Origin of the sequence: Streptomyces griseocarneus, from assembly GCF_014655595.1 — a bacterium.
Lineage (GTDB): Bacteria > Actinomycetota > Actinomycetes > Streptomycetales > Streptomycetaceae > Streptomyces > Streptomyces griseocarneus.
In genome coordinates, this window is the sequence record NZ_BNBL01000004.1 from 506,705 (window position 1) to 528,795 (window position 22,091).

General features: G+C 72.1%; 18 protein-coding genes. 13 read left to right on the top strand and 5 right to left on the bottom strand.

Going from position 1 to position 22,091, the window contains the following annotated elements; all coding sequences use genetic code 11:
* Window positions 1-53: 53 nt before the first annotated feature.
* From acs to IE295_RS13895, 3 genes are all read right to left on the bottom strand, one after another.
* On the bottom strand, window positions 54-2,021 hold the full coding sequence (acs, locus tag IE295_RS13885) for an acetate--CoA ligase (RefSeq protein WP_190063901.1): 1,968 nt from the start codon (window positions 2,019-2,021) through the stop codon (window positions 54-56).
* Between the two features lie 185 nt (window positions 2,022-2,206).
* Window positions 2,207-4,267, bottom strand: a complete 2,061-nt coding sequence (locus IE295_RS13890) for a carbonic anhydrase (protein WP_190063902.1) — start codon at window positions 4,265-4,267, stop codon at window positions 2,207-2,209.
* A gap of 185 nt (window positions 4,268-4,452) precedes the next feature.
* A complete protein-coding gene (locus tag IE295_RS13895) occupies window positions 4,453-5,445 on the bottom strand; it encodes an ATP-binding protein (protein WP_190063903.1) in 993 nt (330 codons plus the stop codon).
* Window positions 5,446-5,546: 101 nt separating this feature from the next.
* Between IE295_RS13895 and IE295_RS13900 the strand changes: the two genes are divergently transcribed.
* Window positions 5,547-6,368: a Fic family protein gene (locus IE295_RS13900; RefSeq protein WP_190063904.1), complete on the top strand. Its 822-nt coding sequence runs from the start codon at window positions 5,547-5,549 to the stop codon at window positions 6,366-6,368.
* A gap of 279 nt (window positions 6,369-6,647) precedes the next feature.
* Here IE295_RS13900 and IE295_RS13905 read toward each other — a convergent pair whose 3' ends face one another.
* Window positions 6,648-7,547: an HAD family hydrolase gene (locus IE295_RS13905; RefSeq protein WP_224323014.1), complete on the bottom strand. Its 900-nt coding sequence runs from the start codon at window positions 7,545-7,547 to the stop codon at window positions 6,648-6,650.
* 455 nt (window positions 7,548-8,002) lie between these two features.
* Between IE295_RS13905 and ssd the strand changes: the two genes are divergently transcribed.
* The 7 genes from ssd to IE295_RS13940 all read left to right on the top strand — a co-directional run bounded on the left by ssd (window position 8,003) and on the right by IE295_RS13940 (window position 13,101).
* Window positions 8,003-9,112, top strand: a complete 1,110-nt coding sequence (gene ssd, locus IE295_RS13910; protein WP_372478803.1) for a septum site-determining protein Ssd — start codon at window positions 8,003-8,005, stop codon at window positions 9,110-9,112.
* Complete coding sequence (locus tag IE295_RS13915) at window positions 9,109-10,266, top strand: TadA family conjugal transfer-associated ATPase (RefSeq protein WP_190063906.1); 1,158 nt, start codon at window positions 9,109-9,111, stop codon at window positions 10,264-10,266. The genes ssd and IE295_RS13915 overlap by 4 nt, the downstream gene beginning before the upstream one ends.
* The gene (locus IE295_RS13920; RefSeq protein ID WP_224323015.1) at window positions 10,263-11,192 is read left to right on the top strand and encodes a type II secretion system F family protein; all 930 of its coding nucleotides are present in this window, start codon (window positions 10,263-10,265) and stop codon (window positions 11,190-11,192) included. Before IE295_RS13915 ends, IE295_RS13920 begins: the two co-directional genes overlap by 4 nt.
* Window positions 11,193-11,458: 266 nt before the next feature.
* Entirely contained in the window at window positions 11,459-12,040 is a 582-nt protein-coding gene (locus IE295_RS13925; protein WP_372478808.1) for a type II secretion system F family protein, read from the top strand.
* A gap of 93 nt (window positions 12,041-12,133) precedes the next feature.
* Window positions 12,134-12,397, top strand: a complete 264-nt coding sequence (locus tag IE295_RS13930) for a DUF4244 domain-containing protein (RefSeq protein ID WP_224323016.1) — start codon at window positions 12,134-12,136, stop codon at window positions 12,395-12,397.
* Window positions 12,384-12,782 carry a TadE family type IV pilus minor pilin gene (locus IE295_RS13935; RefSeq protein ID WP_190063908.1) on the top strand — a complete coding sequence of 133 codons (399 nt, stop codon included), beginning with the start codon at window positions 12,384-12,386 and terminating at the stop codon, window positions 12,780-12,782. The genes IE295_RS13930 and IE295_RS13935 overlap by 14 nt, the downstream gene beginning before the upstream one ends.
* Window positions 12,783-12,789: 7 nt before the next feature.
* Window positions 12,790-13,101, top strand: a complete 312-nt coding sequence (locus IE295_RS13940) for an Rv3654c family TadE-like protein (RefSeq protein ID WP_190063909.1) — start codon at window positions 12,790-12,792, stop codon at window positions 13,099-13,101.
* A 17-nt stretch (window positions 13,102-13,118) separates the two neighbouring features.
* Here IE295_RS13940 and sftH read toward each other — a convergent pair whose 3' ends face one another.
* The gene (sftH, locus tag IE295_RS13945; RefSeq protein WP_190063910.1) at window positions 13,119-15,614 is read right to left on the bottom strand and encodes a DEAD/DEAH box helicase; all 2,496 of its coding nucleotides are present in this window, start codon (window positions 15,612-15,614) and stop codon (window positions 13,119-13,121) included.
* Window positions 15,615-15,668: 54 nt separating this feature from the next.
* Between sftH and bldG the strand changes: the two genes are divergently transcribed.
* The 5 genes from bldG to IE295_RS13970 all read left to right on the top strand — a co-directional run bounded on the left by bldG (window position 15,669) and on the right by IE295_RS13970 (window position 21,955).
* On the top strand, window positions 15,669-16,010 hold the full coding sequence (bldG, locus tag IE295_RS13950; protein WP_086565946.1) for an anti-sigma factor antagonist BldG: 342 nt from the start codon (window positions 15,669-15,671) through the stop codon (window positions 16,008-16,010).
* A gap of 221 nt (window positions 16,011-16,231) precedes the next feature.
* Window positions 16,232-16,696: an ATP-binding protein gene (locus IE295_RS13955; RefSeq protein ID WP_190063911.1), complete on the top strand. Its 465-nt coding sequence runs from the start codon at window positions 16,232-16,234 to the stop codon at window positions 16,694-16,696.
* Window positions 16,697-17,089: 393 nt separating this feature from the next.
* On the top strand, window positions 17,090-19,483 hold the full coding sequence (locus IE295_RS13960) for a sodium-translocating pyrophosphatase (protein WP_190063912.1): 2,394 nt from the start codon (window positions 17,090-17,092) through the stop codon (window positions 19,481-19,483).
* A gap of 195 nt (window positions 19,484-19,678) precedes the next feature.
* On the top strand, window positions 19,679-20,254 hold the full coding sequence (locus IE295_RS13965; protein ID WP_224323018.1) for a small secreted protein: 576 nt from the start codon (window positions 19,679-19,681) through the stop codon (window positions 20,252-20,254).
* A gap of 162 nt (window positions 20,255-20,416) precedes the next feature.
* A complete protein-coding gene (locus tag IE295_RS13970) occupies window positions 20,417-21,955 on the top strand; it encodes a DUF7059 domain-containing protein (RefSeq protein ID WP_190063913.1) in 1,539 nt (512 codons plus the stop codon).
* The last annotated feature ends 136 nt before the right edge of the window (window positions 21,956-22,091 follow it).

Here is a 22,091-nt window from a genome sequence, read left to right on the forward strand (position 1 = left end):
CCCTTCGTTCGCGCGGGTCGCGGAGACCGTGGAGGCCGGGGAGGCCGTGGAGGTCAGTCCTCGGTGGGCGCGGCGGGGAGCTTCGCCTGGATCAGGTCCATGACCGAGGAATCGGTCAGCGTGGTCACGTCACCGAGGGCACGGTGTTCGGCCACGTCGCGCAGCAGGCGGCGCATGATCTTGCCGGAGCGGGTCTTGGGCAGCTCGGCGACCACCAGGATCCGCTTGGGCTTGGCGATCGGGCCGAGCTGCTTGGCCACATGGGCCCGCAGCTCTTCCGTGAGGCCTTCGGCGTCGGCGTCCACGCCGCTGCGCAGGATGACGAACGCGCAGATCGCCTGGGTGGTCTGCGGGTCCGTGGCGCCGACGACCGCCGCTTCGGCCACCTTGGGGTGGGAGACGAGGGCGGACTCGACCTCGGTGGTGGAGATGTTGTGGCCGGAGACGAGCATGACGTCGTCCACGCGGCCGAGCAGCCAGATGTCGCCGTCCTCGTCCTTCTTTGCGCCGTCGCCGGCGAAGTAGGTGTTCTCGAAGCGGGACCAGTAGGTGTCGATGTAGCGCTGGTCGTCGCCCCAGATCGTGCGGAGCATGGACGGCCAGGGCTCGGTCAGGACGAGGTAGCCGCCGGCGCCGTTGGGCACCTCGTGGCCGTGGTCGTCCACGACGGTGGCGGCGATGCCGGGCAGCGGCACCTGCGCAGAGCCGGGCTTGGCCTCGGTCACCCCAGGCAGGGGGCTGATCATCATCGCGCCGGTCTCGGTCTGCCACCAGGTGTCGACGACGGGGGTGGCGTCGGCGCCGATGTGCTTGCGGTACCAGATCCAGGCCTCGGGGTTGATGGGCTCGCCGACCGAGCCGAGGACCCGCAGGCTGGACAGGTCGAACTTGGCCGGGATGTCGTCGCCCCACTTCATGGCGGCGCGGATCGCGGTGGGGGCGGTGTAGAGGATCGTGACGCCGTACTTCTGCACGATCTCCCACCAGCGTCCCTGGTGCGGGCTGTCGGGAGTGCCCTCGTAGAGCACCTGCGTGGCGCCGTTGCTCAGCGGTCCGTAGACGATGTACGAGTGGCCGGTCACCCAGCCGACGTCGGCGGTGCACCAGTAGACATCGGTCTCCGGCTTGAGGTCGAAGACCGCGTGGTGGGTGTACGAGGCCTGGGTGAGGTAGCCGCCGGTGGTGTGCAGGATGCCCTTCGGCTTACCCGTGGTGCCCGAGGTGTAGAGGATGAACAGCGGGTGCTCGGCGTCGAACGCCTCGGGGGTGTGCTGGTCGGACTGGCGCTCGACGAGGTCGTGCCACCACACGTCGCGGCCCTCGGTCCAGGCGATGTCCTCCTGGCCCGTGCGGCGGACGACGAGCACGCTGCGGACGTTCTCGGTGCCGGGGCGGGTGAGGGCCTCGTCGACGGCGGGCTTGAGCGCGGAGGGCTTGCCGCGGCGGTAGCCCCCGTCGGCGGTGATGACGACGCGGGCGTCGGCGTCGTTGACGCGGGTCGCCAGGGCGTCCGCGGAGAAGCCGCCGAAGACGAGCGAGTGGGGAGCGCCGATGCGGGCGCAGGCCAGCATCGAGATGACCGCCTCGGGGATCATCGGCAGGTAGATGGCGACCCGGTCGCCGGCTCGCACGCCCAGCTCGATCAGGGCATTTGCAGCCTTGGAGACCTCGCGCTGGAGCTCGGCGTACGTGACCGAGCGGGTGTCGCCCGGCTCGCCCTCGAAGTGCAGGGCCACGCGGTCGCCCAGGCCGTTCTCCACATGGCGGTCGACGCAGTTGTAGGCCACGTTCAGCCTGCCGTCGGCGAACCACTTCGCGAAGGGCGGGTTCGACCAGTCGAGGGTCTCGGTGGGCTCGGTCTCCCAGCTCAGGCGCCGGGCCTGCGCGGCCCAGAAGCCCAGCCGATCCGCCTTCGCCTGCTCGTACGCCTCCGCGGTGACGTTGGCCTGGGCGGCCAGGCCGGCAGGCGGCGCGAAGCGGCGCTCCTCCTTCAGGAGGTTGGCCAGGCTTTCGTTGCTCACGACATCTCCCTTTCCCAGGGGGCTCGTTGCTCCCGGCCATAGCTCATCAGCCCGGGGCACACCCTGACAAGGGGTGTGGACAAAAACTGGTTTAGACCTTTGCTCGATCGTTGCCCGAGGTCAGAGGGCGTGGTGCGGCCCGCCGCGGGCGCGCGCCGGGACGGGCGGGCACGGTCAGGGAGAGCTCACGCCGCATCCAGGACCCCGGGCCGGACAGCGGTGAAGGTGCGGGAGCGGCGGTCGAGGACGTAGGCCTGAGCCTCGCCCACGTGGAAGTACATCCCGTGCAGCTGAAGCGATCCTTCCGCCACCCGTCGGGCGACACAGGCATGGGCCATCAGGTGGTCGAGCTGCTGCATCACGTTGACGAGCGCCAGCCGCTCCACGTCATCCGTCACGAGCCGCTCGGCCAGCGCCACCTCCCCGCGCCCCAGCCGCCCGATCCGCTGCATACGGGCCAGGCTCGGGCGGCCGTGCCGCAGCCAGCGGGTGAGCGGGGTCTGGCCGCCGACCGGAAGTCCGTGCCCGGCGGGGGAGGCGGCGAGGTCCAGCAGTGCCTGCATCGCCCCGCATCCGGAGTGGCCGCACACGGTGATGCTGCCCACCTTCAGCACCTCGACCGCGTACTCCACGGCCGCCGCCACCGAGTCGCAGCTGGCGTCGCTGCCGGGCGGAGGCATCAGATTGCCGACGTTGCGCACGGTGAAGAGATCTCCGGGGCCGCTGGAGGTGATCATGCTGGTCACCAGCCGGGAGTCGGCGCAGGTCAGGAAGAGCTGGCTGGGGCGCTGGCCCTCGCGGGCGAGCCGCGCCAGCTCGTCGCGGACGAGCGGGGCGGTGTTGCGCTGGAAGGCGCTGACCCCGCCGAGCAGTTGCCGCTCGCCACCGATCTCCGCCGCGTCCGCTTCGGCGTCCGCGGGGCGGGTGCAGTCGTGCTGGCGCCAGGGCGTCCAGGGGAGGCAGCTGTGGGCGCCGACGGCACCCGCTGCCTCGTGTCCGTACCGGCTGCGAAAGCCGGCCCAGCGCCGCCTCAGCGCGAGAAGCGCGGTGACCGAGATGCCCACAGTGACCCCCTGCAGAACGCCGAACAGCACTACGGCCCCCAACGTGGCCGCGTAGACCGCGAAGTCGCCTTGCCGTCGCGCGTGCCGAAGGTGCGCGGAGCGCACCATCCGCACGCCGACCGCCGTGATCAGAACCGCCAGGGCGACCGCCGGGACCCACGCGAACGTGGCCGTGAGCAGGGCGGCGCACAGCAGTGCTCCTACGCCGTACAGAACGGTCGCCGCGCGGGAGCCTTCTTCTCTTTCTGTTTCTTCCGCCGCGGTCGGCGCCCGGTCCCGCCTCGTGTCTCCTGCGGTGTGCTCGTCCTCGGCGCCCGGCCGGGCGGGACGCCAGGCGTGGATCGCGCCGCCCGCCACCGGCAACCCGCCCAGCAGCCCGGACAGCAGATTGGCCACCCCCTGGCCGGCGAACGCACGCGCCGAGAGGCCGGGCGTCTCCGCGCTCGCGACGAGCACGACCGCCACAACGGCTCCGAGGAGCCCCACCACCGGCCCGTCCGGCAGGGCGGGGAGCGCCGTCAACTCCCAAGGGGAGGCGGTGACGCGGGCCACGTCCAGAACGAGGCCCGTCGCCGTGGCGACGGCCAGGGCGGCGAACGGCGCGGGGACCGGCCGGGTCCACCGGGCGGCCGGCACGGGCAGGCGCGGCCAGGCGACCAGAACCACCACGGTGGCCACGCCCACCAGCAGCGTCGGCAGGTGCGCACGCATCATGTCGGCGGGGAGAGCCGCCAGATTCCCCAGGGCCGACTCGTTGGGCCGGCTGCCCAGCACGGCGGGCAGCCGACCGAGCACGATCGTGACACCGATCGCGGCGAGCATGCCCGCGGCGATCGGCGGACCGATCGCCGGAAGTGCGCGCGCCATGAGCGAGGGGCGGGCCATTCGCACCGCGCCCAGGAGGAGTTGGGCCGCGCCGGCAAGCACAGTGATGGCGCACATGGCGCGCCAGCCGTGGTGCTGGACCAGCCCGGCCGTCACCACGATCAGCCCCGTGGCCGCGCCGCTCGCGCGAAGCGACGTTCCCCCGAACAGCCCGGCCACGATGCCGCCCACCGCCACCGCGACCGGCCCCGCCCACAGCGGTGCGCCGCAGGCGAGCGCGATTCCCAGGGAGAGGGGAACGGCGGCCAGAAAGAGGGAGGCGGAGGCGGACACGTCCTGCCGAGCGCGCATGGTCATTTCCCGTCCTCGTGTCTGCGATGGCGGGTGTTTCTCAACTCTCAGTAAATGAATCGTAATGGAGAGTAAAGAAATGACCGAGGGGCGGGCGGAAGCTTCCCCCTATTGGGTGACTATGTACTTTTATCTGTTTGGCCCGTTTCGGGCGTTGACGGCTAAGCCGTCGACCGTGCAGGGCCCGCTCGTCAGGCCGGCTGGGGAGCGGCCAGGAGTCGTTCGTCCAGTACGAAGGCGGGGTCGACCTGGGCCGCCAGGTCCGCACCCGTCTTCGCGTTGCCCCAGCGCTCCGCGTTCTTGAGGTGGAAGTGCACCATCTGACGGGTGTACCGCTGCCAGTCGCGCCGCTCGTACGACCGGTCCGCCGTGGCCCGCAGGGTGCCCAGAGCGTTCCGGTTGACTTCTTCCAGGAGCTCGAAGCGGGGCGGGCGTCCCTTCTCCATGGCGCGCACCCAGTCGGAGTGGCCGAAGGTCGTCAGCAGGTCGTCGCCCACCTCGGCACGCAGGAAGTCGAGGTCGTCGGGGCCCTGCACCTTGTTGCCGACGACCTTCAGTCCGACGCCGAAGTCCCGGGCGTACTCCTTGTACTGCCGGTACACGGAGACACCCTTACGGGTGGGTTCGGCGATCAGGAAGGTCATGTCGAAACGGGTGAACATGCCGGAGGCGAAGGAGTCGCTGCCCGCCGTCATGTCGACGACCACGTACTCGCCCGGGCCGTCGACGAGGTGGTTCAGGCACAGCTCGACCGCGCCGACCTTCGAGTGGTAGCAGGCGACACCCAGGTCGGAGTCGTTGAACGGGCCGGTCACCATCAGCCGCACGGCGGCCTCGTCGTCCAGCCGGACCGTGCGGGCGCACGCCTCGTAGACCGGGTTGTCCTCACGGACGCGCAGCAGCCGGGAGCCCTCGCCCGGGGGCGTCGTCTTGATCATGGTCTCGGCCGAGGTGATGCGCGGGTTCGACCCGCGCAGGAATTCCTTGATCAGGGGCAGCCGCGCCCCCATCGCGGGCAGGGCGGCGCTCTCCGCCTCGTCGAGCCCCAGCGCGGCGCCCAGGTGCTGGTTGATGTCGGCGTCCACGGCGATGACCGGGACCTGCTCGGCGGCGAGGTGCCGGATGAACAAAGAGGACAGCGTCGTCTTGCCGCTGCCGCCCTTCCCTACGAAAGCGATCTTCATGTTCACCAAGAGTAGGTGCGGAGGTGCTCTGAGTGAGAGCGGTGAGTGAAGAGGACCACTCTTTCGAGGGGTGTGAGGGCGAAGTGCGTACTGTTTTACCCATGAGTACGACAGCTGATCCGCTCGCCGTCCTGGGCTCGCTCCCGGGCGTCGCCGACTCCGTGGACTCCGTGCGCAAGGCGGTGGACCGGGTGTACGGCCACCGGGTGATGCGTCGCCGCAGCAATGAGATCACCTCTGAGGCCGCTCTGCGAGGGGCGCGGGGCTCGGCCGCGCTGTCCGGCGCGGACTGGGCGCTGGAAGAGGTGCGTCGCCGCACCGACTTCGGTGCGGAGGGCGAGCCGCGCACGGTGGGCGCGGCGTTGCGGCTGACCGCCGAGGCGGGCCAACTGCTGAGCGTGTGGCGGCAGTCGCCGCTGCGGGTCCTGGCCCGGCTGCACCTCGTGGCCGCCGGGGGCGGCCGGCCGGATGACGCGATCGGCAGGCCGCGGCTGGCCGGTGAGGCGGTCGACGAGCCGCTGCTCCGTTTGCCGCTTCCGGACGCCGACGAGATGTCGGGCCGGCTCGAGGGGCTGGCCGGCCTGCTGATCGCGGGAAGCCAGGCGCCCGCGCTGGTGACGGCGGCCGTGGTGCACGGCGAGCTGCTGGCGCTGCGGCCGTTCGGGTCGTACAACGGCCTGGTCGCGCGCGCGGCCGAGCGGATCGTGCTCGTGGGCAGCGGGCTGGACCCGAAGTCGGTCTGCCCGGCCGAGGTCGGGCACGCGGAGCTGGGTCCGCAGGCTTATGCGGCCGCGCTCGAGGGCTATGTGTCCGGCACGCCCGACGGGGTGGCGGCCTGGATCGCGCACTGCGGTCGCGCCGTCGAGCTCGGCGTTCGGGAGAGCACGGCCGTCTGCGAGGCGCTCCAGCGCGGCGCGGCCTGATCGCACGCCCGGCACCCGGGAACTCGCCTGGTGCGGACATGGGTTGCGGCGGTACCTGTACTGCTCCGGTACCGCCGCTGGCACGTCCGCCGGGTTACCATGCGTGCACGAAATTTGCCCATCAGGTCAGGTACTTCGCCCGTCACCTGGTGCGGCTGGCCCGTAATCGACGGGTCGGCGTCGCGTGGGTGCCCGGCTTTCGTGCGCGGTCCGTGGGGCCTTGGTGCGTGAAGGGCGTCCTCCCGGATGTCCCTGGTCTCGCGGGCCGTTAAGTCCTTTCTACTCCTGTCGTGACAGAAGCGGAAGTGCAAGCCGCACTTCTTTGCTTTTGGGTGCAAAACCAACCAAGGCGGGTACGGGCGAGCGCCGTCGGCTGGCGAACCAGACCAGGCCAGCCGTCGCGGCCGCCGCACCCACCGCCGCGGCCGCCACCAGCGCGGGGCGCGAGGGCATCGACAACGACGGAACGCGCTGTTTGAGCCGCACGGGCCGGCTGAAGGAAAGGATCGGCCAGTCGCGCGCGACGGCCTCACGGCGCAGCCCACGATCCGGATTGACGGCGTGCGGATGGCCGACGGATTCCAGCATCGGGATGTCGGTCACCGAATCGCTGTAGGCGTAGCAGCGCGCCAGGTCGTATCCCTCCGAGGCGGCGAGCTCCCTGATGGCCTCCGCTTTGGTGGGGCCGTAGGCGTAGTACTCGACCTCCCCGGTGAAAACGCCCTCCTTTACGACCATTCGGGTGGCGACCACCCGGTCCGCGCCCAGCAGGGCGCCGATCGGCTCCACGACTTCCGCGCCGGAGGTGCTGACGATCACCACGTCGCGCCCGGCGGTGTGGTGCTCTTCGATGAGTGACGCGGCCTCGTCGTAAATGATCGGGTCGATGAGCTGGTGCAGGGTCTCGGCGACGATCTCGCGGACCTGCTGGACATTCCAGCCGCGGCAGAGTGCCGACAGATACTCGCGCATCCGCTCCATCTGATCGTGGTCGGCCCCGCCGGCCAGGAAGACGAACTGCGCGTAGGCGGTGCGCAGCACGGCGCGCCTGTTGATCAGGCCGCCTTGGTAGAAGGACTTGCTGAAGGTGAGCGTGCTCGACTTCGCAATGACTGTCTTGTCCAGATCAAAGAACGCGGCAGTCCGAGGCAAGGAGTGGTTTTCCACGCCGCCGAGCATAAGGCGCCCTCCATTCGGCGTAAGCTGAGGCGTGTGGGTTTGCCTGAGAAGGCTCTCGGGTACACCATGGAAGTCACGGATCGTTCGCGACCGTGTCTAACCCGGTCCGACTCCTCCCCCCCCCCCGAGTCGGCCGTGGGGACGACCCCCGCTCTCCCCCCCGGCGGGGGTCGTCGCATGTCCGGATGCGTTTCCGGCATCGCCATCGGGTCCTCCCCCTCTCCGTACGCCCCGGCGGGCGGGGTCGACGCCTCCTTCATACCTGTTACGCAGGGTAATCAACAGGCTGCTCTCCGGAAGTCACCGGTATAGGTGAGCGGGATATTCACATCCGTTGAGTTGTCCACAGTTTTTGACCAAGATCCACACGATTTCCCAGTTCGCTGCACGGTGATTCCCCGCGAGTTCCGCGATGTCCGCGGATGCGAGAGCGCGTAGTGAGAGGGGAGGAGACCGTGACCGGATCCAACACATCCGATTGTCCGGCTGCCATGGACGTGCGCCAGGGCAGGCCGCTGATCGTCACGGCGGACGAGGAACTGCTCGACGATCTGCTGCGGCTGTGCGCGGCGGCGGGGGCGGTGCCCGAGGTCGCTCATGGGGCGCCCCCGCGCACGGGCGGCTGGGAGAACGCCCCGCTGATCCTGGTGGGCGACGACTGCGCGACCGGGCTGGGCGGCGTCGCCCGCAGGGAAGGTGTCGTGCTCGTCGGCGCGGACCTCGACGACTCCGGCGTATGGCGGCGGGCCGTCGGCATCGGCGCCCAGAACGTCGCGCTGTTGCCCGACGGCGAGAGCTGGCTGGTCGACCGCATCGCCGACGCCGTGGAAGGTGTGGGACGCCCCGCGCTCACGGTCGGGGTGATCGGCGGCCGGGGTGGCGCGGGGGCGAGCACCCTGGCCTGCGCCCTGGCCGTCGGAGCCGCCCGTGCCGGCCGGCGGACCATGCTGATCGACGGCGATCCGCTGGGAGGCGGCCTCGACGTCCTGCTCGGCGGGGAGCGGGCCGAAGGACTGCGCTGGCCCGCCTTCGCCGACTCGCGCGGCCGGGTGGCCGCCCGGGCGCTGGAGGAGGCCCTGCCCGAGCTGCACTCCCTGCGTGTTCTGAGCTGGGACCGCGGCGACTGCGCGGCCGTCCCGCCCGATGCGATGCGTGCCGTCCTGGCCGCGGCGCGCAGGCGCGGCGGGGTGGTGGTCGTGGACCTGCCGCGCAGGCTGGACGAAACGGCCCTGGAGGCCCTCGGCCAGCTCGACATGGGCCTGCTGGTGGTGCCCGCCGAGCTGCGGGCCGTCGCGGCGGCGCACCGGGTGGCCTCCGTGCTGCGAATGATGCTGGGCGACCTCCGCGCGGTGGTCCGCGGACCGTTCGGGTCCGGGCTGGCGAGTGAGGAGATCGCACGCCTGCTGGGGCTGCCGCTGGCCGGTGAACTGCCCCTGGAGCCAGGCCTTACGGACGCCATGAACGCCGGCCGGCCGCCCGGGAGCGCCGAGCGCGGGCCGCTGGCCCGCTTCAGCGCCGAATTCTGGACGCAGGCGCTCGCCGAGGGCGGAGGGATGCCGGTATGAGCGGCGCGCTACTGGAGGCGGTGCGCCTGCGACTGGCCGAGAGCGGTGCCGAGCCGACACCCGCACGGGTGGCGGAGGCGCTGCGCTCCGAAGGACGGCTGATGGGGGACGCCGAAGTGCTCGGCGTGGCGGCCCGGTTGCGATCGGAACTGGTCGGCACCGGACCGCTGGAGCCTCTGCTCGCCGAGCCGGACGTCACCGATGTGCTGGTCACCGCGCCCGATCAGGTGTGGGTGGACCGTGGCGCGGGCCTGGAACGCACCCAGGTGTCCTTCCCCGACCCGGCGGCGGTGCGCAGGCTGGCACAGCGACTCGCCGCCATCGCCGGGCGCAGGCTGGACGACGCCCGGCCCTGGGTGGACGCCCGGCTTCCGGACGGCACACGCCTGCACGCCGTGCTGCCGCCGGTGGCCGTCGGTTCCACCTGCCTCTCGCTACGGGTCGTGCGCCCCAGGGCCTTCGCGCTGGAGGAGCTGGTGGAAGCGGGCACGGTGCCCGCCGGAGGGCAGCGGCTGCTGCGGGCCGTGCTCGAGGCCCGCCTGTCGTTTCTCATCAGCGGTGGTACGGGCTCGGGCAAGACCACATTGCTCTCCAGCCTGCTGGGACTGGTCGCGCCGGACGAGCGCATCGTGCTCGCCGAGGACTCCGCCGAGCTGCGACCCGACCACCCGCACGTCGTGCGGCTGGAGACCCGGCCCGCGAACCAGGAGGGCAGCGGCCTGGTCACCCTGCGGGACCTGGTCCGCCAGGCCCTGCGCATGCGCCCCGACCGGCTCGTGGTCGGGGAGGTGCGCGGTCCGGAGGTGACCGACCTGCTGGCCGCGCTCAACACCGGCCATGAAGGCGGCTGCGGCACGGTGCACGCCAACGCGGCCTCGGACGTACCGGCCCGGCTGGAAGCGCTGGGCTCGACGGCAGGGCTCGACCGGGCCGCGCTGCACAGCCAGTTGGCGGCCGCCTTGTCCGTCGTGATCCACCTCGTACGCGATCACGGCGGCCGACGGCGGGTCGCGGAGGTGCACGTGCTGGACCGTGACCGTGCGGGGTTCGTGACGACCGTCCCCGCGGCCGTCTGGGGCGCGGATGGCTTCGAGCAGGCGCCCGGGTGGGGACGACTGGTGGCGTTGTGCCGGCGCGGCAGGAGTGCATCATGACCGGCGGGGTTCGCTTGTCCGCCGCCATGACGGCTGCGCAGGCGGTGCCGTGGAGCGGCTTCGCGCTGCTGCTGTGCTGGGCGGTGGCCATGGGGCTGAGGGCACGCTCGGGGGCGGAGTTGCGGCGGGCCAGGCTGCTGTTGGCCGGGGGAGAGACGGCCATCGGGAGTGGAGTGTGGGCGCCGGTGCCTCCACGGTTCGCCGAATGGGGCGTCCGGCTGCGGCGGATGGCCCGGGAGAGGCGCGGGTGGGGCTGCCTTCCGGTCGGCTGCGCGATCGGCTTCCTGGGCGATTCCGTGCTGCCACCCATCGCCGCGGTGCTGGCCGTGCCGCTCGTACGGCGAGTGCTGGCCGCGCGGATACGAGAGCGGGAGCGCGAGCGGCGGGAGGCGGCTGTCATCGAGATGTGCGGCACCGTCGCGGGCGAGCTGCGGGCGGGGCGTCAACCGGGTGAGGCGGTCGCGGCGTTGACAGGTCAAGCGCTGGGACCTGGCTGGTCGGCGGTGCCGGCGGCCGCGCGGTTCGGGGGAGACGTGCCGAAAGCGCTGCGGCAGGCAGGGCTGCAGGAAGGCGCGGAGGGGCTCAACGGCGTGGCCGCGTGCTGGCGGGTCGCGGTCGACGGCGGAGCGGGGCTCGCCGCCGGGCTGGAGCGGGTCGCGGCCGCCCTCGGGGCGGAGCGCGACCAGCGGGACGAGCTACGGGCGCAGTTGGCCGGCACCCGGTCGACCGCCGTGATGCTCGCCCTGCTGCCGGTGCTGGCCCTGCTGATGGGCAGTGCGCTGGGGGCGGAGCCGTTGCGGGTGTTACTGCACACGCCGGGCGGGCTCGGCTGTCTGGCCCTCGGCGGGCTGCTCGAGTGCGCGGGAATCGCCTGGACGCGGCGGATCGTACGGGCGGCCGAAGGCCCGGGAAGGGGGCGGAAGTGAGTTCGGAAGTTGTCCACAGCCTGTGGGCAGTGGTTCTGGCGGTCGTGGCGGCGTCGGCCGTGACGGTCCTGGGGCAGCAGGTTCGCGGCGGGAGATCGGTCCGGTGGCGAGGAGCTCTGCTGCTCAACACGGCCGGGACAGCGGGCTCGACGCGGCCGGTGCGTTCGGCAGGCTCGTCGGGTGCACCAGGTCCGCTGGGGGCGGCGAACGCGTGGCGGAAGCGGGTGCGGCAGGTCGTGGCGGCGGGAGGCGGTCGGCCCTTGGCGGTGACGGGAAGCGCCGGCTTCGTCCTCGTCGGGTTCGCCGGAGGAATCACCTGGTGCGTGGCGGGGCTCGCAGCCGCCTACGGCATCTGGTGGTGGCGCCGGAGAGCGGACCGCGCCGGTGACGAGGTCTCCGCGGAGGAGGTGGGGCCCCAGTTGCCTCTCGCGGCCGATCTCCTCGCCGCCTGCCTCGCCGCGGGCGCCGGCCCACGGGAGGCCGCCGAGGCGGTCGGGGGCTCGCTCGGCGGCCCGGTGGGGGAACGGCTGGCCCAGGCCGCGGCGGAAGTCCGACTGGGCGGAGAGCCGGGCGTTGCCTGGGGCCGGCTCGGCGGCCTCCCCGGAGCCAGGGCGACGGCCCGCTGTCTGGAACGCGCTCAGGCGACGGGAGTTCCGGCGGTGGAGCCCATGTCGCGGCTGGCCGCGCAGCTGCGCGCGGCGCAGGCGCGGGCGGCGGGGATACGGGCCCGGCGCGCGGGCGTGCTGGCAACGGCTCCGCTGGGACTGTGCTTCCTCCCCGCCTTTCTGACGGTCGGTGTGGTTCCCGTGGTGATCGGGCTGGCCGGCGGATTGATGCGCACTCGCTGAGGGCCGGGGACGGCCGGAAGGCAAGGCAGCGAATCGACAAGGAAAGTGACGATGCGCGAGGCGACATGCCCGCGGTGACTAGGGGGATCCGACATGACGGCGAAGACAGGCACGACAGCAAGGCTGATGACGGCGCTCGCGCCCGAGCTCACGCCCGGAAAGGCGGCGACATGGTGGTCGCGGTGCCGGGCACGGGTGCGGGGTGCCGGCGAGGACGGGATGACGACCGCGGAGTACGCGGTGGGGACGCTCGCCGCCTGTGCGCTGGCGGCGGTGCTCTACAAGGTGGTCACCAGTGGGCCGGTGACCGCGGCACTGCAACAGCTGATCGTGAAGGCCCTCCATGCGACGTTCTGAGGGGGGAGATGCGGGAGATGCGAGAGGCGCAAGGGGCACGAGAGCCGCTGGAGACGCGGGATACGTGACCGCCGAGGCCGCTCTGGTGCTGCCCGTGCTGACGCTCCTCACCCTGGCCCTGATGTGGGGCGTGATGGCGTCGGCCGCGCAGATCCAGTGTGTGGACGCGGCCAGGGCGGGGGCGCGGGCGGCGGCCCGCTCGGACCCGCCGTCGGCGGCCGTCGCCGCGGCCCGGTCGGCGGCTCCGCGCGGGGCGCGGATCTCGGTGGCGCGGGAGGGGGACCTGGTGCGGGTGCGGGTTCACGCGGAGGCGGACGGGCCGGGGCCGCTGGCGATGCCGCTGAGCGGGGAGGCGGTGGCCCTTGCGGAGGAGACGGTGGGGTGACCGGGGCATGGCGTCGGTGTGGGCGGCGGTCGCCGCGACGGCGTTCTGCGTGGTGTTCGCCGCGGTCCTGGCCCTGGGCCAGGCCGTAGCGGCCCGGCACCGCGCGGGCGGCGCGGCGGACCTGGCGGTGCTGGCGGCGGCGGATCACGCTCTCCTCGGCGAGGGCGAGGCCTGTGCGCTGGCTCGTGAGGTCGCCGCGGCACAGGCGACGCGGGTGGTGCGCTGCACGGTGAAGGGAGAGTTCGCGGAAGTGGCCGCGGAGGCGCGAGCCGGTCCGTACTCCGTACGGGTGCGCTCTCGCGCAGGGCCGCCTGCCTAGCTCCTTCCTGGCGGCCCTCAGGGGCTCTCGGGGCCTTCGGGAGCATTGGCGCCTTCGGGGCCTTCGGGGTCCTCGGCGGCGGGGGCCCCGGCGAGGAGGTGGGTCAGCAGCCGGATCGCCGCCCTCTTGTCGAGCGGGTCGTTGCCGTTGCCGCACTTGGGGGACTGGATGCACGAAGGGCAGCCGGTGTCGCACTCGCAGGCGGCGATCGCCTCGCGGGTGGCGCCGAGCCAGCGGGCGGCCGTGTGGAAGGCGCGCTCGGCGAAGCCGGCGCCGCCGGGCTGGCCGTCGTAGACGAAGACGGTCGGCAGGAGGGTGTCGGGGTGCAGGGGCACGGAGACGCCGCCGATGTCCCAGCGGTCGCAGGTGGCGAAGAGGGGGAGCATGCCGATGGAGGCGTGTTCGGCGGCGTGCAGGGCCCCGCCAAGAGCCTCGGGGGCGATGCGGGCGGCGTCGAGCTGGTCCTCGGTGACCGTCCACCACACGGCGCGGGTGCGCAGGGTGCGGGCCGGCAGGTCCAGCTTGGACTCGCCGAGGACCTCGCCGGTGATGAGTTTGCGGCGGAGGAAGGAGACGACCTGGTTGGTGACCTCGACGGAGCCGAAGCACAGCCGTGCGTCTCCCCAGGGGACCTCGGTGGTGGTCTCGAGGACGGAGATGACGGTGGTGTCGCGGGCGGTCGTCGAATAGGGCGGGTCGGCCTGCTCGACGAGGGCGACGGCCTCGTCCAGGTCGAGGTGGCGCACGAGGTACGTACGGCCCTGGTGGAGGTGGACGGCGCCCTCGTGGACGGTGCTGTGGGCGGCGGCCGCGTCCACGGTGCCCAGCAGCCGGCCCGTGCCCTCCTCCACGACCTGGACGGGCCGTCCGCCGCCGCCGCGGATGTCGGCGAGGTCGGCGGCGCGCTCGCGGCGGGTCCAGTGCCAGGCGGCGGCCCGGCGGCGGAGCAGCCGGCGGGCCTCGAGCTGGGAGATCACGACCATGGCCTCGGGGCCGAACAGTGACAGGTCGGATTCGGTGAGCGGCAGTTCCTCGGCCGCGGCGCACAGATGGGGGGCGAGGACGTAGGGGTTGTCCGGGTCGAGGACGGTGGATTCCACCGGACGGCGGAACAGCGCCTCGGGGTGGTGGACGAGGTAGGTGTCCAGGGGGTCGTCCCGGGCGATGAGGACGGCGAGCGCGCCCCGGCCCGTACGGCCCGCGCGGCCGGCCTGTTGCCACAGGGAGGCGCGGGTGCCGGGATAGCCGGACAGGAGGACGGCGTCGAGGCCGGCGACGTCGACGCCCAGTTCGAGGGCGGAGGTGGCGGCGAGGCCCAGGAGCTCGCCGGTGTGCAGGGAGCGCTCGATGGCCCGGCGTTCTTCGGGGAGGTAGCCGCCGCGGTAGGCGGCGACGCGGGAGGGGAGGGAGCGGTCGATCGCGGCCAGGCGTTCCTGGGCGATGAGGGCGATCAGCTCGGCGCCGCGCCGGGAGCGCACGAAGGCGACGGTGCGGACGCCCTGGACGGCGAGGTCGGTGAGGAGCTCGGCGGTCTCGGCGGTGGCGGTGCGGCGGACGGGGACGCCGCGCTCGCCGTGGAGCTCGGTGAGCGGGGGCTCCCAGAGGGCGAAGACGAGCTCGCCGCGCGGTGAGGCGTCCTCGGTGATGCCGGTGACCGGCAGGCCGGTGAGGCGGCTCGCGGCGGTGGCGGGGTCGGAGGCGGTGGCGGAGGCGAGGAGGAAGACGGGGGAGGAGCCGTAGCGGGCGCAGATGCGCCGCAGCCGGCGCAGCACCTGGGCGACGTGGGAGCCGAAGACGCCGCGGTAGGTGTGGCACTCGTCGACGACGACGTAGCGCAGGGCGCGCAGGAAGGAGGCCCATCTGGGGTGGGCGGGCAGGATCGAGCGGTGGAGCATGTCGGGGTTGGTGAGTGCGTAATTGGCGTACTGACGCACCCATTCGCGTTCTTCCACGGGCGTGTCGCCGTCGTAGACGGCGGGCCGGACGCCCTTGCCCAGGGGGCCGGCCAGGGCGCGCACGGCGCGGCGCTGGTCGGCGGCCAGGGCCTTGGTGGGCGCGAGGTACAGGGCGGTGGCGCCGCGGCCGTTGGGGGCCTCGGAGCCGTCCAGGAGGGTGCTCAGCACCGGCGCGAGGTAGGCGAGGGACTTGCCGGAGGCGGTGCCGGTGGCCACGACCACGGACTCGCCGCGCAGCGCGTGCTCGGCGGTGAGCGCCTGGTGGGCCCAGGGGCGCTCGATGCCCGCCGCCCGGATGGCGTCGATCACTTCCGGCCGGATCTTCTCGGGCCAGGGGGCATGACGTCCGGGACGCGGGGGCAAGTGCTCCGTATGAGTGATGCGTGCAGCCCGGCTCGGCCCGGCGGCGAGTCGGTCGAGGACCGTCCGGGGAGCGGGATGTACGCCCGCCTCCGGCGGGAGTTGATCGTTGGCCATCGACACCGAGTGTGTCACTGGAGTGACGGACAATGGCGCCAAGGCGTCGTGCACGCCTGCCGGTAAGTGATTGAATGCCATCGCGGCTGCCGATCCATGGGGGGCGACCGCTCGATGCAAGGTGCTGGAGGATCCGTGGACCTGTCCCTGTCAACCGAGACCGTAGGCGACCGTACGGTTGTCCGGGTCGGTGGCGAGATTGATGTGTACACCGCGCCCAAGCTGCGTGAGCAGCTGGTCGAGCTGGTCAACGACGGCAACTACCACCTCGTCGTGGACATGGAGGGTGTCGACTTCCTCGACTCCACCGGGCTCGGCGTTCTGGTCGGCGGACTGAAGCGGGTGCGGGCCCATGAGGGTTCGCTGCGGCTGGTCTGCAACCAGGAGCGCATTCTCAAGATTTTCCGTATCACCGGCCTCACCAAGGTGTTCCCGATCCACACCTCGGTCGAGGACGCGGTGCAGGCGACCGACTAGTCACGACTGACTGGTCACGGCCGGCTGGTCAGGCCGGCCGGCCAAGACGGCCGACCGCACAGGACGGCCGGGCGGACCCGGCGGCCGGGAGGACCGGCCGGCGGCGGACGCCCGACGACAGAGCCACGCCGGGGGGTCACGGGCCCGAGGGTCCGGCCCCTCTGCGAGTCCGCCCTCTTCCGGAAGAGGGAAAGAGGGCACGTTCCACCGAGGGGGATGGCATGGCCACCGTCGAACTTCTCTTCAGTGCCCTTCCCGAGCATGTCCGGACGGCCCGGCTGGTGGCGGCCGCGGTGGCGCGCCGGGCCGGGGTCGACGAGGCCGTGCTGGACGAGGTCCGGCTGGCGGTCGGGGAGGCGTGTTCGCGCGCCGTCGGCCTGCACGTGAGCCAGGGGATCTCCAGCCCGGTACGGGTGGTGCTGACCGAGGACGAGAAGAAGTTCTCCATCGAGGTCGCCGACGATGCCCCGCACGCCACTCCGGTGGCCATGGCCACGACGGGTTCCGCCGTCGGCACCCCCGCCGGGACCGCTCCCGTGGCGGACGACGCCGGGGGCGACAGCGAGGACGACATGGGCCTGGCCGTGATCAGCGGTCTGGTCGACGACGTCGAGGTGTCGGCGGGTGAGGCCGGCGGTCTGATCCGGATGAGCTGGCCGACGATCCCGGCGTCCGTGACGCCGTAGCGCACCGGCCGCCTTCTGCCGTAGGGCCCACCGCCCCAGGCGGCGTAATCACGTCGGCGGGCCGGGTGAAAACACCTGGCTGATTCTCGATCGTGCCTCCGGAATTCCGGTCGGGGACCCCCGCGCGGCCCCGGATCTTCACCAGGTGATCCGTCAATCGCCAGATCACCTGCAGATCATCGGCAGAAGACCGGCGGATCGTCGGCGGGGCGTTTCCGGGATCGCGATGCGCGCAGGCTCATTCCGGTTCCCGCGCTCTGTTTTGATCTCGCCATGCTCCCTACAATCCGTCCATCTTGAGCTCAGGACGCCTGAGCGTGGCGGCTGTTCCCGCGGTTGTCCCTGTGTCGCGCCACGGCCGCACGCCCATGTGCCAAACGTCAGGGAGGACGAATGGCGGGGCCCCTTACCCCTCGACAGGTGGACTTCACTCAGACTCTCGCGGTCGAGCTGACCGACGGCAATCGCACGCTGGTGATGGTGATCGCGGCCGTCGCGATCGCGGCACTCGTGGTGGCCGTGGTACTGGTGCGACAGGTGCTCTCGGCAGGCGAGGGAACCGACGGCATGAAGAGAATCGCCGCGGCGGTGCAGGAGGGCGCGAACGCCTATCTCGCCCGGCAGATGCGCACGCTCGGCGTGTTCGCCGTGATCGTGTTCTTTCTGCTCATGCTGCTTCCGGCGGACAACTGGTCGCAGCGCATCGGCCGTTCGGTCTTCTTCCTGATCGGAGCGCTGTTCTCGGCGGCCACCGGCTACATCGGCATGTGGCTGGCGGTGCGCAGCAATGTGCGCGTGGCCGCGGCGGCCCGGGAGGCGACGCCGGCCGAGGGCGAGCCCGAGAAGGACCTGACCGAGGTCGCGCACAAGGCCATGAAGATCGCGTTCCGCACGGGTGGCGTCGTCGGGATGTGCACCGTCGGGCTCGGTCTGCTGGGCGCCTCCTGCGTCGTACTGGTGTATGCGGCCGACGCGCCCAAGGTGCTGGAGGGCTTCGGGTTCGGCGCGGCGCTGCTGGCGATGTTCATGAGGGTCGGGGGCGGCATCTTCACCAAGGCCGCCGACGTCGGCGCCGACCTGGTCGGCAAGGTGGAGCAGGGCATTCCGGAGGACGATCCGCGCAATGCCGCGACCATCGCGGACAACGTGGGCGACAACGTCGGCGACTGCGCGGGCATGGCGGCCGACCTCTTCGAGTCGTACGCCGTCACGCTCGTCGCCGCGCTGATCCTCGGCAAGGCGGCGTTCGGCGACGCGGGTCTCGCGTTTCCGCTGCTCGTGCCCGCCATCGGCGTGCTGACCGCGATGATCGGCGTCTTCGCGGTGGCGCCGCGGCGCAGCGACCGCAGCGGAATGACCGCGATCAACCGGGGCTTCTTCATCTCGGCCCTCATCTCCCTGGTCCTGGTGGCGGTGGCGGTGTTCGCGTATCTCCCCTCCAGCTACGCGGACTTGACGGGCATCGCCGACGCGGCCATCAGCGGCCATGACGGCGACCCGCGGGTGCTCGCGCTGGTGGCCGTGGCGATCGGCATCGTCCTCGCGGCGCTCATCCAGCAGCTGACCGGCTACTTCACCGAGACCAGCCGGCGGCCCGTGCGGGACATCGGCAAGACCTCCCTCACCGGTCCCGCGACGGTCGTGCTCTCCGGCATCTCCGTGGGCCTGGAGTCGGCGGTCTACTCGGCGGTGCTCATCGCCCTCGGCGTGTACGGGGCGTTCCTGCTGGGCGGCACGTCCATCATGCTGGCGCTGTTCGCCGTGGCGCTGGCCGGGACGGGGCTGCTGACCACCGTCGGGGTCATCGTCGCGATGGACACCTTCGGCCCGGTCTCCGACAACGCGCAGGGCATCGCCGAGATGTCCGGTGACGTCGAGGGCGCGGGCGCGCAGGTGCTCACCGACCTCGACGCCGTCGGCAACACCACGAAGGCGATCACCAAGGGCATCGCCATCGCCACGGCGGTCCTGGCCGCGTCCGCGCTGTTCGGTTCGTACCGCGACGCGATCGCCACCGCCGTCGACGACGTGCACGCCAAAACGGGCGAGCTCGGGCTGAGCCTGGACATCTCGCAGCCGAACAACCTCGTCGGGCTGGTGCTCGGCGCGGCCGTCGTCTTCCTCTTCTCGGGCCTGGCCATCAACGCGGTGTCGCGGTCGGCGGGCGCGGTGGTCTACGAGGTGCGGCGGCAGTTCCGCGAGCACCCCGGGATCATGGACTACAGCGAGAAGCCGGAGTACGGGCGGGTGGTGGACATCTGCACCAAGGACGCGCTGCGCGAGCTGGCCACGCCCGGCCTGCTCGCGGTGCTGGCGCCCATCGCGGTCGGCTTCTCGCTCGGCGTCGGCGCGCTCGGCGCGTACCTGGCGGGCGCGATCGGCACCGGCACGCTGATGGCCGTCTTCCTCGCCAACTCCGGTGGCGCCTGGGACAACGCCAAGAAACTGGTCGAGGACGGGCACCACGGCGGCAAGGGGAGCGAAGCGCACGCGGCGACGGTCATCGGCGACACGGTCGGCGACCCGTTCAAGGACACCGCCGGTCCCGCGATCAACCCGCTGCTGAAGGTGATGAACCTGGTGGCGCTGCTCATCGCGCCGGCGGTGGTGAAGTTCTCGTACGGGGCGGACGCCAACCGGGGGCTGCGGATCACGGTGGCGCTGCTGGCGATCGCCGTCATCGTGGGCGCGGTCTACGTCTCCAAGCGACGCGGCGTGGCCGTGGACGGCGACGACGGCGAGGCCGAGCCCGCGGCCAAGCCGGTCGATCCGGCGGTGGTCTCCTGACGGGTCCTCAGGCCGGCACGTGAGGGCCGCGGCGCGCCGTACGTCCCGTGGATACCGGTCGCCAGGTGCGGCGAATGCCACGCCGAGCTTGGTGCAAATGGCTCGAAACGCGGACGTATGGTGTGCTCGGCTCCCGGCCCCCACCGCTTGGACGTGTAAGTTCCGGGGCCGAGAGCCATTGAAGGGACCAATCCGGTGAACAAGAAGCTTGTGGCTGCACTGTCCGGCGGGGCGGCACTTGTCCTGGCGCTGACGGGCTGCGGTGGTGGCGGCGACGACAGCAAGAAGAAACTCGACGACTGGGCCAAGAACGTCTGCGACCAGATGCAGCCTCAGGTGAAGAAGATCCAGGAGGCCAACTCCTCGATCGCCAATGTCCAGAACGAGGAGGACTCGAAGAAGATCCAGCAGACCGACTCGACCGCCTTCCAGGCCAACGCCGACGCCTACAAGGCGCTCGCCACGTCCGTCGACCGCGCGGGTGCGCCGCCGGTCAAGGACGGCGAGACCAGCCAGAAGAACGCGGTCAAGGCGCTCAACGACCTCTCCACGGCCTACACCGGCCTGAAGAAGCGCATGGACGCGCTGGACACCAAGGACAAGGCCAAGTTCGCCGAGGGCCTCAAGGGCATCGCCGGGGACATCGGCAAGCTCAGCAGCCGCAGCGACGAGGCGCTCAAGAAGCTGCAGTCCGGTGACGTCGGCAAGGCCATGGCGAAGCAGCCGGGCTGCCAGAAGTCGTCGGTCTCGCCCACGCCGACCAAGAAGTGACACCGGGCGAGGAGTGACACCGGCCGGGGAGTGACTCCGGCCCGGAGCGACTCCCACCGGAAGTGACCCGGGTCGCCATCCAGTTGGCTCCGCCCGGCGCCGCGCCCGCCCGCGCCGCGCCGGGCTTTCGCCATTTGCCGGTGGCGCCCCGACAATGGTCCCGTGAGTACCACGCACCTCCCCACCGCCGATCCCGCGCGCACCGCCCGGCTGCGCGACGCCCTGCTGGCCGCCGCCTTCACCGCCGACGGCCTCCTCGAGCTGCTCGGCGCCCCCGCCTACGCCGCGCTCGCCCGCAGCGAGACCGTCCCCGCCCTGCGCGCCACGCGCGGCGACGGCCCGCTGGAGACCCTGGTCCGGCTCTTCCTGCTGCAGCGCCCGGTCTCCTACGGGCAGGCCGCCGCGGCGCTCCCGGTGGAGGACTGCCTCGCCGACGGCTGGCTGGTGCGCGACGCGCGGGACGACGCCCTGGTGCGGGCGAGCGTGGACGTGCGCCCGTACGGCGGCCCCGACGGCGAGGACTGGTGGATCGTCTCCGACCTGGGCTGCGCCGTCGGCGGCGCGGGCGGGATCGCCCAGGGGGCCGCGGGCCCCGCCGGCGTGGACCGCTCGGAGCTGGTCCTCGGGGTGGGCGGCGCGTCCACGACGCTCGCCGGGATCACGGTCCGTACGCCCGTGACGAGCGCCCTCGACCTCGGCACCGGCTCCGGCATCCAGGCCCTGCACGCCGCCCAGCACGCCGGCCGGGTCACCGCCACGGACCTCAACCCGCGCGCACTGGGGATCGCCCGGCTCACGCTCGCACTCTCCGGCGCACCGGAGGCCGACCTGCGCCAGGGTTCGCTCTTCGAGCCGGTCGCCGGGGAGACCTTCGACCTGATCGTCTCGAACCCGCCCTTCGTCATCTCTCCCGGCGCCCGCCTGACCTACCGCGACGGCGGCATGGGCGGCGACGACCTGTGCCGCACGCTCGTGAACCAGGCGGCCGACCGGCTCAACGACGGCGGCTACTGCCAGCTGCTGGCCAACTGGCAGCACGTGACGGGCGAGGACTGGCGGGAGCGGCTCGCGTCCTGGGTGCCGAACGGCTGCGACGCGTGGATCGTCCAGCGGGAGGTGCAGGACGTCGCGCAGTACGCCGAGCTGTGGCTGCGCGACGCCGGTGATCACCGCACCACCCCCGAGGAGTACGCGGCCCGCTACGACGCGTGGCTGGAGGAATTCGAGGCCCGTAAGACGAAGGGCATCGGATTTGGCTGGATCACGCTGCGCAAGACGGGTTCCGACCGCCCCTCCGTGATCGCCGAGGAGTGGCCGCACCCGGTCGAGCAGCCGCTGGGCGAGACCGTAAGGGCGCATTTCGAGCGGCAGGACTTCCTGCGCACCCGCGACGACGCCGCGCTGCTGGCCACGCACTACCGGCTGGCCGACGAGGTCGTACAGGAGCAGGTCGGCCTGCCGGGCGCCGAGGACCCCGAGCACGTGGTGCTGCGGCAGAACAGGGGCATGCGGCGGGCGACCAAGGTGGACACGGTGGGTGCCGGGTTCGCCGGAGTGTGTGACGGCTCTCTCAGCGCGGGCCGGATCCTGGACGCGATCGCCCAGCTGGTCGGGGAGGACCCGGTGCTGCTGCGCGACCGCACGCCGGAGTCCATCCGGACGCTCGTCGGACAGGGCTTCATCACGCCGGTCACCGGCTGAGGACCCCTTCGGCCGACTGATGCCGACTGATGCCGGCCGGTGCCGACTGATGAGAAGGGGGGAAGGAGGGGTCGTGTTCGCGTCACCTTTTCCTTCCCCCGGTCCGGCCGGGCGGTGTCGGCGTTACCGGCGGTTG

What these genes read in the sequence shown, in the direction of transcription:
- IE295_RS13890 (WP_190063902.1), bottom strand. Translation starts at nt 4,267, where the DNA reads ATGACCATGCGCGCTCGGCAGGACGTGTCCGCCTCCGCCTCCCTCTTT.
- IE295_RS13895 (WP_190063903.1), bottom strand. Translation starts at nt 5,445, where the DNA reads ATGAAGATCGCTTTCGTAGGGAAGGGCGGCAGCGGCAAGACGACGCTG.
- IE295_RS13900 (WP_190063904.1), top strand. Translation starts at nt 5,547, where the DNA reads ATGAGTACGACAGCTGATCCGCTCGCCGTCCTGGGCTCGCTCCCGGGC.
- IE295_RS13905 (WP_224323014.1), bottom strand. Translation starts at nt 7,547, where the DNA reads ATGCTCGGCGGCGTGGAAAACCACTCCTTGCCTCGGACTGCCGCGTTC.
- IE295_RS13915 (WP_190063906.1), top strand. Translation starts at nt 9,109, where the DNA reads ATGAGCGGCGCGCTACTGGAGGCGGTGCGCCTGCGACTGGCCGAGAGC.
- IE295_RS13920 (WP_224323015.1), top strand. Translation starts at nt 10,263, where the DNA reads ATGACCGGCGGGGTTCGCTTGTCCGCCGCCATGACGGCTGCGCAGGCG.
- IE295_RS13930 (WP_224323016.1), top strand. Translation starts at nt 12,134, where the DNA reads ATGACGGCGAAGACAGGCACGACAGCAAGGCTGATGACGGCGCTCGCG.
- IE295_RS13935 (WP_190063908.1), top strand. Translation starts at nt 12,384, where the DNA reads ATGCGACGTTCTGAGGGGGGAGATGCGGGAGATGCGAGAGGCGCAAGG.
- IE295_RS13940 (WP_190063909.1), top strand. Translation starts at nt 12,790, where the DNA reads ATGGCGTCGGTGTGGGCGGCGGTCGCCGCGACGGCGTTCTGCGTGGTG.
- sftH (WP_190063910.1), bottom strand. Translation starts at nt 15,614, where the DNA reads ATGGCATTCAATCACTTACCGGCAGGCGTGCACGACGCCTTGGCGCCA.
- IE295_RS13955 (WP_190063911.1), top strand. Translation starts at nt 16,232, where the DNA reads ATGGCCACCGTCGAACTTCTCTTCAGTGCCCTTCCCGAGCATGTCCGG.
- IE295_RS13960 (WP_190063912.1), top strand. Translation starts at nt 17,090, where the DNA reads ATGGCGGGGCCCCTTACCCCTCGACAGGTGGACTTCACTCAGACTCTC.